Source organism: Leptolyngbya sp. CCY15150 (assembly GCF_016888135.1).
Taxonomy (GTDB): Bacteria; Cyanobacteriota; Cyanobacteriia; order RECH01; family RECH01; genus RECH01.
The window spans coordinates 1-17458 of sequence record NZ_JACSWB010000102.1; the positions used below are offsets into that span (position 1 = coordinate 1).

Here is a 17458-nt window from a genome sequence, read left to right on the forward strand (position 1 = left end):
GCAAGACTTACATGACTCGGGTGGAAGGCGAAAACACACGATTGCGACACTACCTGGCTCGACTGCACCGGAAGACCCTTTGCTATTCTAAGTCCGTAGACATGCTGGCTCACTCTGTACGATTGTTACTTCACTACCTGAAGTTCGGTGATGTCCCAGTTCCTCCAAGGTTCATCTCTTAATTCAGCAACGCCGCTGAGGGCATTGCTGAATGGTGGGATGATTCCGCAGCATGTTGCGTGGAGTTTCAGATCCTATAGCTAGCGGTTCATCTCTTGGTTCAGCAACACCAAACAACTACGGGTGATGTTGATTTGCAGCGACTTCTCTCCTATTTCCGATAAAGTCTATTAAACTGGTATTAATCTATCCAACCTTTCACTTCTGAATCAGTGAGTTGTCGCCCCAACTTAGCGTATTCACTCTGTGCTGAACGCAGTAGATGAGACATCATGACGGGTTGACGATTCTCGGCAGCTAGAAAGGCCGCATTAAGAGCAATATTGCGAATATTACCCCCTGCAATATTCAGCTTGGCTAGTTTCTTGAGATTGAGACCATCTGTAGGCGTGAGATCGGGAAAAATATGTTGCCAAATCTGGATGCGATCGCTATATTCGGGAAACGGAAATCGTACAATAAATCGAATTCGGCGCATAAATGCCACATCAATTGAGTCGGGCAGATTACTCGTAAGGATAGCTAGACCACGATAGGATTCCATGCGTTGTAATAAATAGCTCACTTCCATATTGGCATAACGATCGTGACTATCTTTCACATCACTGCGCTTGCCAAATAGGGAATCAGCTTCGTCAAAAAGCAGAATAACGCCACCTGATTCTGCGGCATCAAACACCCGGCGCAGATTTTTTTCCGTTTCACCAATATATTTACTAACCACAGAACTTAGATCGATGCGATACAAATCTAGGTTGAGCTCTTGGGCCAAAACGCCAGCCGCCATGGTTTTCCCTGTGCCGCTCATCCCAGAGAAAAGGGCACTGATGCCGAGTCCTCGTTGTCCCTTTTGGGCAAATCCCCACGTATTGTATACTAATGCTCGTTGACGCACATGGGCTACGACATTGTGCAGTGTTGTGCACTGCGCCTCTGGCAAAACAAGATCCTCCCAGGTTTCTCCAGCTTCAATGCGCTGGGCTAAGTCATCCAGTTGCGGACGAGCTTGGCTGCGACATAGGTGCCACAATTGATGGTTCATGGCATGTTGGGATGACAACACATTATTTCGGTTGGAGGATGGGTCGTCAGTATTGTTCTCCGATAAAGACGACAACTTATCACACAAGCTGGTCGCCTGTACACTCACCGACTCAATGGTGCTGGCGTTAAGGTTGAACTGTGATGTTAAAGATTCAGCAAATCCATTTAAGCTAGGTAGGACATAGTGCCATAGGGTAAGCTGTTCTGCAGGCGTTGGTTTTTGAACATTGAAGGTGATGGTTAAACGTTGTCGAGGGGCAGATCGATCCCGATTGAGCACAATGAGTGGACTGGTCATAGAATCAAGAAAACAGGCGATCGCTCCTTCTCTAGCACCATCATGGTCATGGTGATGATCGAGGTCGAGAACTAATACAGACGTATTCAGCGTAGATTCCCGTTCCCATAGTTGAATGAGCTGATAGAGATCGGACGTGGCCGTCGGCAATGCGTGACCAGAAAGACGATAAGGGGTCATCTGTAGTTGCCGGCAAGCTTGAACAGCTATCGCTTGTTTTGTGATCCCTTCTTCCCCACATAGCTGTACAACAGGTAAAATTTTATCGGCAGGTGAAGATTCCCACAACAAGGCTATTTTATTGGCTAAGTCTTGCTGTGAAGGTGTCAGAATGCTGGTACTCTCTAACGGTTCAATCACTCCCATCAGGCGCTCATCTAACTGTCGGATGCCCATTAAGTAATGAAGCACCATTTCACTGATCCGCAGCGGCAAGGCCATCAATAGGCTGCCCGCGCCTACCTCTAGTAACTGCCAACGACGCAACGGCGCACCAGGTGTAAAGGCCTCCCAATGGCAATGCTCAAAGAGCTGCCCAGCCAGACCAAAAGTAGGCGCTCCATGCTTTAAATCTGGTTGGGCTTGGGTACAAAGCAACTTAAGTTGTGGCTCTAGTTCGACCCCAGCACAGAGCAGCACTACATTTCGTTCAAAGGACGAGAGCTGAAATCTTTGACAAAGATGCTCTAGAGCTGAAGGTGAGGTCAGGTCTGCCCAATCAGTCGCGATCGCTTCTAGCTGTCTCTCACACTCCGTGATCGCCTTAGACCCATCATCATTAGGAGCCAGATGACATTGTAACAACACCTGAACTCGACGGATAGCCGTGAAAAGGTAGTGCTGATTAGCCCGTTGCCATTGAGGAGAAGCGATCGCAATCATGGGATAGTCACCAAAGGAGAAATATACTGATCAAATGTAGAGCTATCTGGGCGATCGTCAATGGTTAAGCGGCTTTCCGCACCATCAACCTGTACACGAACTAGGTAAGATCCATGGGGCACATTCTGCAAGAAAAAAGACATGGTTTGAGTCACCTGATCTCGCTTCATCGCCGAGAAAATATAGGATGAAGGTGTCTCTCCCAATTGTCCATTTAGCAACACGTAAACTCGTTGACGAGGGTCAACCATAACGTTGAGTTGAATGGTTAGGTGACCTTGATAGATACCTTCATCAGTTTCGCGCACATCCGTAAGCTGGACTCCATTAGGTTCAATGATTTTTGGGTAAAAAGTTACTGGAGTAACATTGGACTCTACCACCGCATCCGTTTCAGAATCAGGACTGCTATGGATTACTTGAATGCCTTGTAGACCAGCACGCAACTGCTGAAGTTCAGTGGGAGATAGAGCAGCTAAGTTAAGCGTAACGCGATCGCTGGCGCTATCCTGGGGCGTTATGCGAAGACTACCAATCTGCACAAACATATGGTTAGTTTGTAGTTCTCGCCCCATAATAACTAGGCTATGGTTACGTCCCAACATCTGATCAATGAAAACATGCTGGGGTTCTACACTTGTAACCACAGGACGATTAGGCGCAATGTAAAACTGAGGACGCCGCACTGGCAGCGCTGCCCGACCTGGGGCAGCACCTTGAATAATGACTGCGGTGCCTTGATAGGCAAACGAAAGAGCATAGGGAATCTGAAAGAAAACTGACCAAATTCGAGACAGCTCTTCAGTGGTGATGGCACTAGGAATAAACTTCACGAACTGCACTTGCTCAACTAAGGTTGAGTTTTGCAGAAAAAGTAGATTAGAGCGCTCAATCGTTTCCTGAATCATCTCATGGGACAAAATGGGTTGATCCACTAAGGTTCGAATAGCACTGCCCAATAATCGCTGGGGTTCTAATTCCTGTTCGTTGCCATAAAATGTTAATAAGTAATGTAAGTCCAATCCGGCCTGTCCATGTTTGACTAAGTCACCTTTAGGGCGACGGGTACGAAGATCGGCGTTACGCCATGTAGGGTTTGGTGTCGCTTGATACAGATAAACATTTATACTGGCTGCCTGAGTCGCTGCGCTGGGAACGTCAGGACGAACAGTTGTTACCGTTGCTCCCGGAACATCATCCCGGATCCCCTCTTGCAAGATTCGTTGAAGGGCCGCTGTTACGGTAGCGATCGCTAAATAGTTACTCATGCCTCACATCTCATGCATCACAACCTGCCAACAAAAGTCAGAGAAGTATAACAATTCTTGCAAATTTTATACTTACCATAGCCCGTTTCGGATCATCTGAGTATACTTAACGGATGTTAAGCAACGATGGGCTTGGTCACCTCAATTAGTGATAACTCATAATGAAGTGACAACAAAGCAAGAGATGGTTAAACTTGAGACGGCATTCGCTTCTCAATGTTCTTGTAAAGAATAGTTAAGGTTACTGAGCGTAAATCTAGTATATTTAGTAAGTGAAATCCATGATGGATGGAGCTAGATTTTATATCAGATCTTTTGAGGAAGCGCGCAGTGGTTTGCGTATTGAGGCATCGAACGTATTGATGTTCTTGTATTGCGTTGTAAGATCTACCAATTTTCTCTAACTGGAGGATATAGCAATGGCTCGACTGGATTATTTTGCTCCGGGTGTGTATGTCGAGGAGGTCAACCGGGGTAGTCGGCCGATTCAAGGTATCAGTTTGAGCGTAGCTGGCTTTGTCGGCTTTACAGAGGATGTCCGTGGCGATGCGGAACTCTTTGAGCCGACGTTAGTTACCACTTGGACTCAATACTTGGAAAATTTTGCCAAGCCGGGATCAGATGGATTTACTGACTTTGGGGCTTATCTACCATTTGCTATCAAAGGCTGGTTCGAAAATGGCGGTGGGCGCTGTTGGGTCGTTAGCGTGGGTACGCAACTTCCTATGCCTGACCCTGACCCGAGTGATAGCACAACTGCGGTGCTAGAAGAGTCTACTCCTGTGCCAACCCTAGTCTTAACCGCTAGCAAGAAGCCTTCCCTGGAGTTTCGTCTTAAAACACGAGACGGGACGGAGGGGGCGAACGGCTCATCGGACGAGCCGCTGGATAATAAACGCATCAGTGTCGTTGTGCAGGCAGATGAACCTGAGGCATCCGATGATCCTGACGCTTTTGATAGCGGGGAGTACTTCAAAATCACGGTGACTCAAGGTGACAATGCTCTGGAGGATACTTATCGCCATCTCACCATGAAGCCCTCCACTGGTGAAGAGACGGACAGTCAACAGGGCAATTATGTATTAACTGCGTTAGAAAACTCTGATTATATTGAGGTAGAGATCAAGGCAGAGCCGGGTTTGCCCTTGGCCCAGCGCCCCAGCAATGGGAGGTATGAAGTTGCTCCTCCCAAGAAGCAATATGCGGTGAAACGCTGGTATCCCAAGATGTATGGCAATAACAAGGACCGCTCTGGCATCAAGGGACTGTTTGAAGTAGATGACGTGGCTATGGTGGCTTGCCCTGATCTGATGCTGGCCTACGAACAAGGATTATTGTCCTTGGAGCAGGTGCATGGGGTCATGGAAATGATGATTACGGGCTGTGAAAATTCAGCTCCTAGCCCAGCCTACCGGATGGCTGTGATCGACCCACCGCCCGTGAAGCCGCGTCGTGGTGGAACACCTGTATCTCCTGACCAACAAAAGCCCCAGGATGTTGAAGCGTGGCTGATGGATGGGTTTGGTCGCCGATCGCAGTTTGCGGCGCTTTATTATCCTTGGCTGAAGGTCGCTGATCCCCGCAATGCAGGGCAGGGTAAGCTTGTCCCGCCCTGTGGTCACATGATGGGCATTTGGTGTCGCACCGATGAGACTCGCGGTATTCACAAGGCTCCGGCTAATGAGGTACCTCGCGGGGTTTTGGATTTGGCCTATGATACGAACTTCCGAGAGCAAGAACTGTTGAACCCGAAGGGGATTAACTGCATTCGTAAGTTTCGCGATCGCGGCCTACAAGTATGGGGCGCTAGAACATTGGTGGAACCCGCCGATGTCAACTGGCGCTATATCAGCGTGCGCCGGCTCATGAGCTACATTTCCAAATCGATTGAAATGGGCACACAGTGGGCGGTCTTTGAACCCAATGATGAAGATCTATGGGCCCGCGTCACCCGCACGGTTAAGAACTTCCTAGAGCGCCTATGGCGATCAGGTGCATTGTTTGGGAGTTCTCCTGAACAAGCCTTCTACGTGAAGTGTGATGCGGAATTAAATACGCCAGAGACGATGAAACTGGGCATTCTCTATGTCGAAGTTGGCATTGCGCCGGTACGCCCAGCTGAGTTTGTGGTCTTCCGCATTAGTCAATGGGATCCTAGCCAAGATCAATAATCTTGAAGGCGATCGCTCTGAAGATTTGCTAAATCCTGCGTAAAATTCGGACATCTAGCTATATACACTAAGTGAGGGGTGATACGTGTTAGTCAAGACTAGGCAAGTACGCCGTCGTTATCTAACACTGTCTGCTCCCCAATGAGGTAGACACTAGGTAGGAGGATGTCATGATTGGCAAGCATTTCGACGGCGCTCAATGCTCAAATCTTTATGCGCAGAGAGTTGAGCAGAGTTGGAAGCCGGCAACGTAGCTTCATTGAAGTAGATTCACCTACTTAGTTATGGGTTGTCTATGCTGCAACAGAAGCGATCGCTTTCTATAAGTTCAGCACTTGATTTGGCACTGAACTTCAATCCCTGCCCCCATGTGCTTGCTCTAGATTGCCCAGAGCACCTTTTACCCGTAACCTCTAACATCTTGACAACAAAGGATAACGATCATGGCTGAGCTGTTAACTGCATGTCGGTTCTATTTTGAAGCAGATCAAATTGCTGAGAAACAGATTCTTGAAATATCAGGTTTATCTGTAGAATCTCCGGTGGCTGGGGATGGCGGAGTACATGGATCCAGTAAAGGCGGTGCCCGCATTCGTCAGGCAACACCCACCAACGAGAAGTTCTCAAATGTGACGGTGAAGCTCGTAGCAACGACGGACGTTGACTTGTATAACTGGTATAAAGAATGTAATACCAATGATGGTGGTGCCTCTTCATGGGAAAGTAACCGCAAAGCTTCATCTGTCAGTGCCTATGACCAATCTGGCACGATGCAGGCTCGCTGGGAAATTAAAAACTCCTACCCCTGCAAGTATGAAGGGCCAAGCTTTTCTGCAGGCGATACCAATATGGCCAATGAAACCCTTGAGATTGTGCATGAAGGCATTGAACGAGTGCAATAGGAGACTGAATGGCAAAGGCAAAGGTAACGGAACTAAGCTTTCCGGAGATGCTCCTAGCTAGTCGTTTCTATCTAGAATTAATCCTAGATGGAAATAAAGGTGATGGAGATGTCATCTTCTTGGAATGTCAGGGATTTAAGCGCCATCAAGAAGCTATTGAATTTGCGGAAGTAACGCCCGGTCAGTGGGCTAATGCAAAATTTGGTCAAGTTAGGCGTACTAAAATGCCCGGCAATGTCAAAACAGATAATATTATTCTCAGACGTGGTATGAGTAAATCGTTATCACTATGGGAATGGTTTGCTAGCGTAGAAGCAGGACAGTGGGGCGATCAGCTTCGTGAAGGATCGTTGGTCGTCTATAATCAGGCGGGCAAAGAACAAGTTCGGTTTAACTTTCGCGGAGCTTGGCCCGTTCGCTATTCTATTGCAGACTTGAATGCTCAAAGTAGCGATATTGAAATTGAAGAACTGGAAATGGCTGTGGAGCAATTTGTCCGTGTTGAGCCAGAAGATACGAGTCAAAATTAAGGCCTTGATGCCAGCTTTCACACCTTCGTGTCCTATGACCTGATTGGGAACAAACACATGAGTGCTTGCATGGATTTTAATGTTGGGGCTCTTCTTCCTCCTGATGCAGCTCCTAAACCTACGCTGAGGTCGTGTTGATGTTTCAGACCGAATTTGAATTCACGTTGCCCAAAGGATATTTAGATGGGGAGGGAAATTTACATCGGAAAGGCGTCATGCGGCTAGCCAAGGCTATGGACGAAATAGTCCCCCTACGGGATCCACGCGTGAAGTCAAATCCTGCCTATGCAACGATCATTATTCTGTCTCGTGTCATTACTCGTCTGGGTGTTTTAGATGACATTAGCCCAGCCGTCGTAGAAGGCCTCTATGCTTCGGACTTGAATTATCTCTACCAACTATATCGTCGGATTAATGATTTAGACGACATTACGGCAGGTTCAACGCTTCCAACACTAGACAGGCTAGATCCTAAGGAAGACCGTTCTATAACAATGACACCGCCTCCCCCTTAAATGTCTTGCTCTTGCCAATGTTGCTGTATGCAACAACGCATCTATCTCAATATTTCCCATTCTTTGTACAGGTGAACACTCGTTCACCCCTATCTAAGGTTACTGGCTAGATCCGCAACACTCTAGTATCTTTAGGCTAGTGTCTAGCCTAGAGCTAACCCCAAAGTCCCCTGGATGATTCATATCCACTTCATATGACGCCATAGTTATGAGACTTCCAGATCTAGTTAACCCAGTTCGGCGAAAAGCAAGTGAGGTGTTTAATTTTGTTAACCATCCCACTCAAGTCCTAATGCAACGAGGCAAGAAAACCGCCCTCAATATTTACCGTTCTCTGGCACTACCTGGGAAAGAAAAGTCTGATTCCCAAGAAACTAGCGAGTCTCAACAAACTCAACCACTAGAGACAATCCCTCAACCGACATCGCTTCAACGAGTTGTTATACCAGGTCATAGTCCTAAAGAATCTCGTGCGGCGGAAGAATTATTAGTCGTTTCTCGCCATCAACATGGCAACTATGACGTTCAGCCCCTACCTGCTAATCATCAAATTAGTGCTAGTCAGTGGGATCAATATACAGTCAAATCCTGTTTAGTTAACGCTGAAGACACACGTATTTATAGTGGCATCAATCGGAATAATGATGATGTTTTTATTAAAGAATATATTCTGAACGAAAGCGACTTTAGTGCGAAGGAAATCCAAGAGCGCAAGCAATCATTTGAGCGTTTGGTTAATTTAAATCTAAAGATTGGACATGGCCCAGATTTTCGCATCATTAAACTTTTAGATGTCATCACCCACCCTGAAAATAATCGCTGTCATTTAGTTTACAAATCGTTAGGCGATCGCATTGTTACGCTAGAAGATTACTTAACACATTCTCCCAAGATGTCTGCTAGCGAAGTGCGGGAGATGTTGAGGCAGGTGCTTGAGAGCCTACGCTTTTTGCATAGTGCCTATCGAGTTTGGTTTTCTGCTGATGTCTCAGAGCGAGGTATTCCCCATGGCAACATCAGCTTAAAAAGCTTGCTATTTCGTCAATTTCGAGTCGCCGGCGTAACGCAAGAACGACGTTTTTTCATCTATCTGTCAGATTTAGCTTTATGGAATCACATCTTTTATACTCCCGGAGATACTAGATACCAAGCGATCGCCACCTGTTCTCAAGAGCTAGGTTCGTTTCAGCAGGATCTGATTGATCTGGGAACTGTAGCATTTCAGTTGGCTGGTGGTCAGCTTAATCCTGTGAATAATCTTCCCCAAGAGTTGATATCCAATCAGCCTTGGCTGGACTTAGCTGACGAGCCATTACGTTTATTCCTCCGAAGATTGGTGGGCGCTGGTGGACGGTTCAATACGGCTGAGGAGGCGCTAAAAGAACTATTGCACCTACCTGAACCTCAGCCAATTGTTTTGCCAGAAGAGCAGGAGGAGTCTGACGTTCGGGAAGCCAAGACTCAGCAAGCTTCCTTTCTCTGGTTTATTGTTGCAGGGGCGATCGCAACATTGCTTTTAATAGAACTAGGGCGATCGATCATCCAGGAGCGACCGCAGCTTGAGGTTCTGCCGCCGATAAATGAACCCATCAGTTATTTTAGCGATGTCAATACCCTCGGAGGTCGTGAGGTTCGGTACATGATCGAATCTGAAAGCCACTGGGATGTGATACTTCAACGCCGGCTACGAGGTACTGATTTTAGTCTTGATCATCTGCCAAATTTATTGGAGTCGATAGAAGAACGATATAACCAGACTAGACGTCATTCCCCCGTAACGCTCTCACAAACACAAATTCTCGCTCAACCCTTGAGTGGCATCACATTATTTGATAGCAATACCACACAAGAAGAACCGGTATCTAACCAAGAGTTTATTCTCCAATATCCCCGGTTGTGGGATGTGGCATTTATGCGAGAGAGGGCTGACTTCCCTGCAAACTTTCAATCAGTGCCCGTTGCTAGAGATGCACTAGTTGTTTTAGTGCCATTTAGTGATGTCAACCATCCCAACGGCAATGCACCAAGACGACTAGAGGGGTACATTTCTCTTGATGATCTTCGCACCATTTACACCGGCGACTCCTTAGATCCTATTCTCAGTAATGGTCAAGCGGTGACGTTATATTTTCCTGATCCTACATTGTCTGGAAATCAGGATACAATTCGTTTGTTTGAGACGTTAGTATTAGGTGATGATGATGCCTTAGTGTCTCGATTCCATAGTCTGAGGGAGGCAGCGGCCGAGCGAGATCAAGCGATCGCAAACACATCAGAGTATAAAGATAATAATTTTCAGAATAATTTGTATTCTCGCTTGAATTTTACACTACGAGATCAATCTCGCAATGCGCCGATCGCCATTGGCTTTGATCGTCTAGGACGTGCCTTTAATCAATGTTCAGTCTATCCATTAGCCATTCGGGACAGTAATGGTCAACACCAGCCGTTGCTGCAAGCAACAGGACAGCCCATTGATGAATTTACTGATCTATGTGGCAGGAAAGGAAGCTATTTCCCAGATCTATCAACCTATCCTAATCAGCTGCAATATCAGTTGTCGGTGGTGTTTTCCAGGGAATCTGAAATCGGTTTAGCCATGGCTGAACTACTCAAGACCACAGAGGGACAGTATTTGATGAGTGAATTGGGTTTAATTCCAATAGACCATTCAATGGCAGAGATTTTGACGTTAGCAAGGAGGACACAAAATGACTGATACAGAAGACTTAGCTCGTCTTGCCAAGCAGGTGATGAAGGATCCAGCATTATTACGTCAGTTCAGCGATCGCGTCTATGCATTAATGCATGAAGAAGTCTTGAATCAACAGGATCGACAGGGATCCTATCAGAGGAGATTTTGATGGCACAAACTACCAATAGCAGCGGACAAACCTCCCCATCTCAGGGGGAAACTGAAAGCGAGCAACATAATTATCAGCTTAACTATGTGACGGCGAATCGTTTCTATGTAGAAATGGAAAGTGAAATTAAGGCGTCATTTAATGAATGTTCTGGATTAGGTGTCAAGGTCAATTATACATCTCATCGGGAAGGAGGAGTGAATGACCAGCGCCGAATTCTCTTGGAGCAAGCTGAGTTTACAGACGTAACGCTCAAGCGAGGCATTACAGATAATCTAATGTTTTGGGAGTGGATGAAGACACTCTTAGATTCTAGCAAGCGTCCAGAAAGACGCAATATAAATATTTTGCTATTTAATCAAGCGGGAGAAACTATGCAGTGTTGGACGTTAATTGGAGCTGTACCGGTGGAGTGGAAAGCGCCTGCTATGCAAGCGGATGCAACAACGGTTGCTATTGAAGAATTGACCATTGCCTATGAAGGGCTCAAGGTTGAGCGTCAGTACGAAGATAGCGCGCAGGTGATGTTAGAAGATAGAGATGCTTCGGGGTATTATAGCTAGGTGAAGTTTGGGAGACCGTAACTGTAGATGTACTGAGAGTAGACAATCAACGTAGGAATCGTTAATTCATGCCATTACTAGGGCTACCTCCATCGTTAGGCTTGTCGGCTCCATTGGGGCAGATACAAAGTCTGGTGCGATCGCCCCTAGGCTTGTTAAGCTCATCTCAGGAAGCCGCTACGGCATTACCAGGGCAACTGTCCTCAATGGCAGCAGCTCCATCTCTGGGGCAACAGATTCAGGATGATTTTCTAGGCTATGTTTCATCTAATCCAGAGTTGGCGGCTGCACTCCAAGCTCCCCAGAATTTAAACCTCTCTCCTGTTCGTGCTAGGTTTCATCATTTTTTACAGGATGAACGTATTCCCCAATCTCTGACTCCTCCTAGTCTGGATGATGATATTGTTCCATCGATGCCCCCTAATCCTCTGCCATCAGATGGATCACTCCCTGATGTAGCACAACCAGATGTAGCATCCCTTGATATACCATCGTTACCACAATATCCATCTCTGACTCCAGAGTCGCTGGCACAACTAGGTGAGCAACCGCCGCTATCGCAGTTTTTGCCCTCGGAGCCGGGCCTACCTGTTGATCAAGAGTCTTTCAAGAGTCTATTTCAACGGGGTAGGGAACAACTGCCACCATCCTTACAGGATAGTCTAGCTGAGACAATTCAATCTCAATTACCCTCCCATCTGAGAAATCTAGACCCAAGAGATATTACTGAGCCTCGTTGGCCGATTCAACGGCGATCGCTTCCAGATGTTCCAAGCCTAGATCCCTCTATTCTACCCAGCATTGCTCCTCAACAACCCGACCATAGTCTTGACTCACCCGATAGCGCTTCCACTCTACCTCGTCCAAGTTTGCCGCCTGACATTGCAACCAAGCCCAGTCCGGCTACCACACCGAGAAGCGATCGCTCTGGCTTGGTAGAGAGCACGACCGAGGAGAATGTAGACTTATCTCGCTCAGAGACTCCAGACGCGGTTGTACCCCCAGATTTATCCCCTACTGCTCCCCCTATCCAGGCTGACGCTCTGGAACCGCTAGGTTCTAACATCATCCCTCATCCACTGCCCACGCCACCATCGGCATTTGATCCTCAAACAGATACCCACACGCCATCTCTGCCGCTTTCAAGCCTTCCAGAGGTACAAACAACAAAATCTGATAATGTTCCAGCTCCTGACCCTATAGAACAGTTTTCTGAGGGAACTATTCAGGCATCACCAAATGACTTACCACAGCCGCAGACAAACGACACGTTAGGAGAGTCATCCATCGATTCTGATGGATCAGAGGCGATCGCCCCCCGCTTTGATCCAACCGTGGAAGCAAGATCGCCCCTGCAACGACAGCTAGATGGCGCTCAAGACTCAGTCCCAGGTTCTGAAGCTTCCATCAAACGCCCGGTCTCAGAGAGCCTCCAATTGTTCCCGCAGATAGACGTGAGTCCTCATGATCAACTGCAACCCAGACTGGAACTACCCACAGTTCAACCAAGCCTAGAGCGCGCTCCGGAGACCATCCTCCCGCCAAATATCTTTGATGCTGGACAATTCACGCCTCAAGAGTTTCTCCCAATTGAAGAGACAGGGGCGATCGCTCCTGATGTGACTCCCCGATTAGAGCCGCTGTCAACGATGCCCATGTTGAACGTGCTGCAGCGAGTGGAGGATCCTGACTCTGTTATCCCTCCCTTTAACCTAGATTCTCCTAGTCAAACAATCCAGCCCTTTGTGAATCCATCTTTTGTTTCGCCAGTGGATTCCATGACGAATACATTAGCTACGAGTCTCCCCTTAAGTAAGATCATGCCTGAGGTACAGGCTCGGCTCTTGCCAGATCTACCACCTGTCCGCGAAGAGATACATGCCCCAGAGATTCCAGCAGCATCCACTCCCAAATCCGACACAGACATTCCTCCACCTCCAGCTTCGACATCAATTCGGGCCAAATTCATGCAGGATCTGCAACGTTTACCCAGCCCTGATGTTGAATCACCTCCATATTCGGGAGAAATACCCAAGAGCGATCGCCCTGCTCCCATTTCACCAAGCTTGCCGCAACTACCATCAACAGATATATCGTTAGTAGATCCGCCACCCACCACTATTCAGCCATCATTACTGACCAAATTAGATCAGCAGGTATCACCTAGAGATCAATCTCTCACTGAGCCAGATAGTGCAGCGACTAATCCAGACATGGCTACTGATGCTCTAGATATGCCAAGTTTAGTGCAGCGATCGCCCCTAGGAGCTTATCAATCCCTGGTGCCAAATTTAAACATGTTGGACGATGTAGAAGATCAAATGCCTGAGTTGGATGATCTACCCCAAGACCTCACTGCTGCACAGCAACTGTTAGAGAAGCTACCGATCCCCTCCCAAGTAACTGAAGGTTTAAATACATTGCCGACCAATACACCTAGCAATTGGTCAAGCCTAGAAGATTTGTTAGGACAAACGGTTCAACAAGAAAGGCAAAACGTGACCGACGGGCTCACAAAAACAGAGCCATGGTCAGATTATTTTGAGCAGCAATCTCCCATAACAGAAACGTTGATGAGTCCGATGACAGCACTTCGTTCTGAGGTGGACAACAGTTCTCTAACAACATTCATCAACCCTATGACCCAAGCCCTACCACAGATGTTAGAGGGAGGTGGTGACATTGATGCTCAACAATTGGAGGTTTTAGCACAGGTTGTTTACCTACTTCTACGCGATCGCTTATCCCTGGAGCAAGAACGCCAATCATTTCATACATTTACACCTTTGCCTTGGTTAAATGTTGTTAGTCATTCTAATACAGCATTGACTAGTGGACAGTCAAAAAAAATGCAGTCTCTTGAGCGAATTAACATTGTTTTGATAGGACATGATTTACAGGCAGGAACTCAATTAGCCGACCTATGCCAGGAGGTATATTATATGATTCACCTTAGGTTACAGCGGGAGCAAGAACGATTAGGTCTTTACTCTTCCAGTTGATATGTCATGTTGAGTTGATGTCTAAGTTTCATACTATAGCAGGAGAATCAAATGCCACTTGAAAAAGCCTTTTTACTACCCTTTGATCCAGGAGTTTCCAAGATTGAGTTCATGTTTAATCCCAGTGAAATAACGTTTAGTCATAAGGTAAATGTTTCTGAAAGTCCGGGAGCAAAAGCTCAAGAGTCAGGAAAACCAAAAGTTAGTTTCTCTTCCATTGATGCAAACACTCTGGTCATCAACGACATAATTTTTGATACTTACGAAGAACAAATTAATGTCGTAGAGAAGTATATTATGCCATTTAGGCAGGCCGTTGAATTTGTTGCATTTTCTGGCAACCTGCAAAGTGGCTCAGCAGGTCAACAAAGTAATAGTCAGCAAGCACAAGATGGACAAAACAGTCAGCGAACTCCCTTATATGCATTTGTATGGGGAACATCGGGAAGTGTAACCAAGGCACTCATGCCGTGTTGTTTCATTGAAAGTTTATCCTATAAGCTAATTATGTTCTTGCCAGATGGAACACCTGTTCGAGCCAAGATTGATAGTTTAACTCTAAAAGAAGCTGATCCATCCATGCTGCCTTCCATGCAAACATCACAAGATGTTGATCGAGTTATGGACAGCTATGAAAACCGTAGGTCACAGGTGCGAAATTTAACTTGAGTTATATAGACATTGGTCATGTAGGGTATAACCTACCAAGGAGTTCGATATATAATCAGCCAAAGCCAGGCATTAGTCTAAAATTATTCATTTTCCTCCAGAGATCCATTCAATTGGATTCTTCAGTTCACACCAGATAGACAGATTATGCTTCAAAACCTTATAGAACCTTCCGGTAACTACCAAGCATTACCACACATTGAAATTGATGGTGAGACCGATCCACCAGAAATTATGGATGCTCTTCTGCAAGTTGTTGTTGAAGAAAGCTTACATTTGCCAGCAATGTTCCTATTAACCATCCGGAATGATTACGCTCCAGGTAAATCCGATGATCAGGCTTGGAAGCATAAAGATATTATTGAGATTGGTAAAGAGATCAAAATTAGTTTGAGTTCTAGCACAGCCTCAAGTGAAGACTTTGATCAAGAAAATTCTGGTCAGTTAATTGAGGGTGAAATTACGGCAATTGAAACTCATTTCACGGAGCAAACTCAAGCCCCTATTACCCTACGCGGATATGATGTTTCGCATCGTCTCCATCGAGGCCGCCATAATCGTTCGTTTCAAAATATGACGGATAGCGATATTCTTAAAAAAGTTGTTCAGGAGGTTGGTATTGATCTAGGCACAGTTGATGAAAGTGGCGTACCCCACGATTATGTTTTCCAAGAAAATCAAACGAATATGGAGTTCCTGCGAGAACGAGCATCGCGTATTGGATTTGAGCTATTTGTGGAAGATGGCAAGCTCAATTTTCGTAAACCATCTTCAGACAATACCTTAGAGTTAAAGTGGCTCAGGGATATCCGTAGTTTTCGAGTACGCGTTTCCAGCGCAGAGCAAGTTAAGGAGGTGGAAGTACGTGGCTGGGATTACACTGCCAAACGTCCTATTATTTCGACAGCTCAGAGAGAAAAACTACTGACTGAAACTGATAATGGTAGGGGCAGTGACCTGAGCAGTGATTTTGACGGGCAGCCATCCGATCCAAAAATGATTATTGTGGATCAACCCGTCTTTCAACCGAAGGAAGCGGACTTAATAGCAGAGGCGTTATGTAATGAGCTAGGTGGCGTCTTTATCTATGCTGATGCAAGGGCTGAAGGGAATCCCAATATTCGCCCAGGGCGCATCATCGAACTAGAAGATATGGGGCCACACAATGGTAAGTATTACGTCACGGAAACTCGACATATCTACACAGAACGAGTTTATACGACTGAGTTTAGCGTTCGCGGACTACGTTGTGGTGATCTGCTGTCCACGCTTGCCCCTGCACGTCGTCTCCAGCCTGGCCAAACGTTTTTGGTCGGTATTGTCACAGATAATGAAGACCCTGACAATATGGGACGAGTTAAAGTCAAATTCCCAACATTGACAGAAGACCATGCCAGCAACTGGGCACGGGTCGTTAGTATGGGAGCTGGCTCTAGACGAGGATTTGATTGTCTGCCAGAAATTGATGATGAGGTACTTGTAGCCTTTGAGCACGGCGATATTCATCGTCCCTACATTCTTGGAGGGGTTTGGAATGGGCAAGATGCTCCGCCTAATTCACCTGCGGATAATGTACAGGATGGCAAAGTCAGATTACGAACATTGCAGACTCGAACAGGGCATAAGTTGCAGTTTGTTGAAGAAGATGCATCCACCAAGGCAGGAATTTACGTTGAAACAACTGGCGGGCACAAAATCCGTCTGAATGATAGTGAACAGATGATTCAACTCCAAACAGCCGGAGGGCACACGCTGACTCTCAGCGATGCTAGTGGGAGTATCACTGTTCAATCAACTGGAAATATGACTCTTTCTGCTCCAGGAAATCTTGATATTTCTGCTGCAGCTATTTCTGCAATGGCTGCAGGCGGGTTAACCCTACAAGGTGGTAATGTCACAGTATTGGGTGGAAGCGTGATCGTTCAGGGTGGAACTGTTGCTCTACAAGGTGGCGTGATTTCCTTGAACTAATGTACCGATATATTTCAATTACTCATCAAACTAAGGAATCAGAACACTACCTTGTCCAGAATCCGCAATCATGATTACACCTAACCAAGCACACAAGCATGTTGAAGACGGATTAAGAGCAATGTCTCCATTAATTAATATTGTTGATGAACCTGCTGTCCAAGGAGAAGTAGTTACAGGAATACAAGGCGCAGGAGTTGGAACGCCGAACGCTGCCGCTGTTGCAGCAATAACTGCTGGATTAGTTGGAGCTATGCATAGACCAAAGGAGGGAATATTGTCTATGGGAACATGATCAGCAATTGTTGCTGTTACAGCACCTTCAGCTATGACAGGTGCTCCTTTAGGCGTGGTTTTTAATACCGATGGTGCAGCACCAAAGCTACACTGCATTTTAGCCCCAGCACATACTTGCATACTCGTTTTACCTCTACTTGTAGTCTTTATAACCTATCTGAAATCTATCTGCAACCCAATCTATTTACAACTCAATGACAGACTTGTTATACCAATTTAATTTAAAGGGACATAGAATAGAGGGAGGGTCAATCCTGGAGGATAGAAATGAGTCGTCCATTCAAGCTTGAGATCACTGAGAG

The 17458-nt window shown here is 46.3% G+C and carries 14 protein-coding genes; 11 read left to right on the forward strand and 3 right to left on the reverse strand.

What is annotated here, in order from left to right; genetic code table 11:
- Nucleotides 1-182, forward strand: a 182-nt coding sequence (locus JUJ53_RS01095) for an IS1 family transposase (RefSeq protein ID WP_204150140.1), incomplete at its 5' end; no start/stop codon positions are given.
- 179 nt (nucleotides 183-361) lie between these two features.
- On the opposite strand, the gene JUJ53_RS01100 is transcribed toward JUJ53_RS01095, so the two are convergent.
- Together JUJ53_RS01100 and JUJ53_RS01105 are read right to left on the reverse strand one after the other, a co-directional pair.
- The gene (locus tag JUJ53_RS01100; protein ID WP_204150141.1) at nucleotides 362-2404 is read right to left on the reverse strand and encodes an ATP-binding protein; all 2043 of its coding nucleotides are present in this window, start codon (nucleotides 2402-2404) and stop codon (nucleotides 362-364) included.
- A complete protein-coding gene (locus JUJ53_RS01105; protein ID WP_204150142.1) occupies nucleotides 2401-3672 on the reverse strand; it encodes a DUF4255 domain-containing protein in 1272 nt (423 codons plus the stop codon). Before JUJ53_RS01105 ends, JUJ53_RS01100 begins: the two co-directional genes overlap by 4 nt.
- Before the next feature lie 419 nt (nucleotides 3673-4091).
- On the opposite strand from JUJ53_RS01105, the gene JUJ53_RS01110 reads away from it, so the two are divergent.
- The 10 genes from JUJ53_RS01110 (at nucleotide 4092) to JUJ53_RS01155 (ending at nucleotide 16859) form a co-directional block, all read left to right on the forward strand.
- On the forward strand, nucleotides 4092-5843 hold the full coding sequence (locus JUJ53_RS01110) for a phage tail sheath C-terminal domain-containing protein (RefSeq protein ID WP_204150143.1): 1752 nt from the start codon (nucleotides 4092-4094) through the stop codon (nucleotides 5841-5843).
- 443 nt (nucleotides 5844-6286) lie between these two features.
- On the forward strand, nucleotides 6287-6745 hold the full coding sequence (locus JUJ53_RS01115; protein WP_204150144.1) for a phage tail protein: 459 nt from the start codon (nucleotides 6287-6289) through the stop codon (nucleotides 6743-6745).
- An 8-nt stretch (nucleotides 6746-6753) separates the two neighbouring features.
- Nucleotides 6754-7275 carry a phage tail protein gene (locus JUJ53_RS01120; RefSeq protein WP_204150145.1) on the forward strand — a complete coding sequence of 174 codons (522 nt, stop codon included), beginning with the start codon at nucleotides 6754-6756 and terminating at the stop codon, nucleotides 7273-7275.
- A gap of 137 nt (nucleotides 7276-7412) precedes the next feature.
- A complete protein-coding gene (locus JUJ53_RS01125; protein ID WP_239124684.1) occupies nucleotides 7413-7790 on the forward strand; it encodes a hypothetical protein in 378 nt (125 codons plus the stop codon).
- A 208-nt stretch (nucleotides 7791-7998) separates the two neighbouring features.
- Nucleotides 7999-10509: a protein kinase family protein gene (locus JUJ53_RS01130; protein ID WP_204150146.1), complete on the forward strand. Its 2511-nt coding sequence runs from the start codon at nucleotides 7999-8001 to the stop codon at nucleotides 10507-10509.
- Nucleotides 10502-10654 carry a hypothetical protein gene (locus JUJ53_RS01135; protein ID WP_204150147.1) on the forward strand — a complete coding sequence of 51 codons (153 nt, stop codon included), beginning with the start codon at nucleotides 10502-10504 and terminating at the stop codon, nucleotides 10652-10654. The genes JUJ53_RS01130 and JUJ53_RS01135 overlap by 8 nt, the downstream gene beginning before the upstream one ends.
- Nucleotides 10654-11217 (forward strand): phage tail protein, encoded by a 564-nt coding sequence (locus tag JUJ53_RS01140; RefSeq protein WP_204150148.1) that lies wholly within the window; start codon nucleotides 10654-10656, stop codon nucleotides 11215-11217. Before JUJ53_RS01135 ends, JUJ53_RS01140 begins: the two co-directional genes overlap by 1 nt.
- Nucleotides 11218-13184: 1967 nt before the next feature.
- Nucleotides 13185-14219, forward strand: a complete 1035-nt coding sequence (locus JUJ53_RS01145) for a hypothetical protein (protein WP_204150149.1) — start codon at nucleotides 13185-13187, stop codon at nucleotides 14217-14219.
- Nucleotides 14220-14270: 51 nt separating this feature from the next.
- Nucleotides 14271-14888, forward strand: a complete 618-nt coding sequence (locus JUJ53_RS01150; RefSeq protein WP_204150150.1) for a hypothetical protein — start codon at nucleotides 14271-14273, stop codon at nucleotides 14886-14888.
- Between the two features lie 147 nt (nucleotides 14889-15035).
- Complete coding sequence (locus JUJ53_RS01155) at nucleotides 15036-16859, forward strand: VgrG-related protein (protein ID WP_204150151.1); 1824 nt, start codon at nucleotides 15036-15038, stop codon at nucleotides 16857-16859.
- A gap of 30 nt (nucleotides 16860-16889) precedes the next feature.
- Here the strand turns inward: JUJ53_RS01155 and JUJ53_RS01160 are convergent, their stop codons facing one another.
- Nucleotides 16890-17276: a DUF4280 domain-containing protein gene (locus JUJ53_RS01160; RefSeq protein WP_204150152.1), complete on the reverse strand. Its 387-nt coding sequence runs from the start codon at nucleotides 17274-17276 to the stop codon at nucleotides 16890-16892.
- Nucleotides 17277-17458: the final 182 nt, after the last annotated feature.

What these genes read in the sequence shown, in the direction of transcription:
- JUJ53_RS01130 (WP_204150146.1), top strand. Translation starts at nt 7,999, where the DNA reads ATGAGACTTCCAGATCTAGTTAACCCAGTTCGGCGAAAAGCAAGTGAG.
- JUJ53_RS01135 (WP_204150147.1), top strand. Translation starts at nt 10,502, where the DNA reads ATGACTGATACAGAAGACTTAGCTCGTCTTGCCAAGCAGGTGATGAAG.
- JUJ53_RS01125 (WP_239124684.1), top strand. Translation starts at nt 7,413, where the DNA reads ATGTTTCAGACCGAATTTGAATTCACGTTGCCCAAAGGATATTTAGAT.
- JUJ53_RS01155 (WP_204150151.1), top strand. Translation starts at nt 15,036, where the DNA reads ATGCTTCAAAACCTTATAGAACCTTCCGGTAACTACCAAGCATTACCA.
- JUJ53_RS01105 (WP_204150142.1), bottom strand. Translation starts at nt 3,672, where the DNA reads ATGAGTAACTATTTAGCGATCGCTACCGTAACAGCGGCCCTTCAACGA.
- JUJ53_RS01120 (WP_204150145.1), top strand. Translation starts at nt 6,754, where the DNA reads ATGGCAAAGGCAAAGGTAACGGAACTAAGCTTTCCGGAGATGCTCCTA.
- JUJ53_RS01100 (WP_204150141.1), bottom strand. Translation starts at nt 2,404, where the DNA reads ATGATTGCGATCGCTTCTCCTCAATGGCAACGGGCTAATCAGCACTAC.
- JUJ53_RS01110 (WP_204150143.1), top strand. Translation starts at nt 4,092, where the DNA reads ATGGCTCGACTGGATTATTTTGCTCCGGGTGTGTATGTCGAGGAGGTC.
- JUJ53_RS01140 (WP_204150148.1), top strand. Translation starts at nt 10,654, where the DNA reads ATGGCACAAACTACCAATAGCAGCGGACAAACCTCCCCATCTCAGGGG.
- JUJ53_RS01160 (WP_204150152.1), bottom strand. Translation starts at nt 17,276, where the DNA reads ATGCAAGTATGTGCTGGGGCTAAAATGCAGTGTAGCTTTGGTGCTGCA.
- JUJ53_RS01145 (WP_204150149.1), top strand. Translation starts at nt 13,185, where the DNA reads ATGCAGGATCTGCAACGTTTACCCAGCCCTGATGTTGAATCACCTCCA.
- JUJ53_RS01115 (WP_204150144.1), top strand. Translation starts at nt 6,287, where the DNA reads ATGGCTGAGCTGTTAACTGCATGTCGGTTCTATTTTGAAGCAGATCAA.
- JUJ53_RS01150 (WP_204150150.1), top strand. Translation starts at nt 14,271, where the DNA reads ATGCCACTTGAAAAAGCCTTTTTACTACCCTTTGATCCAGGAGTTTCC.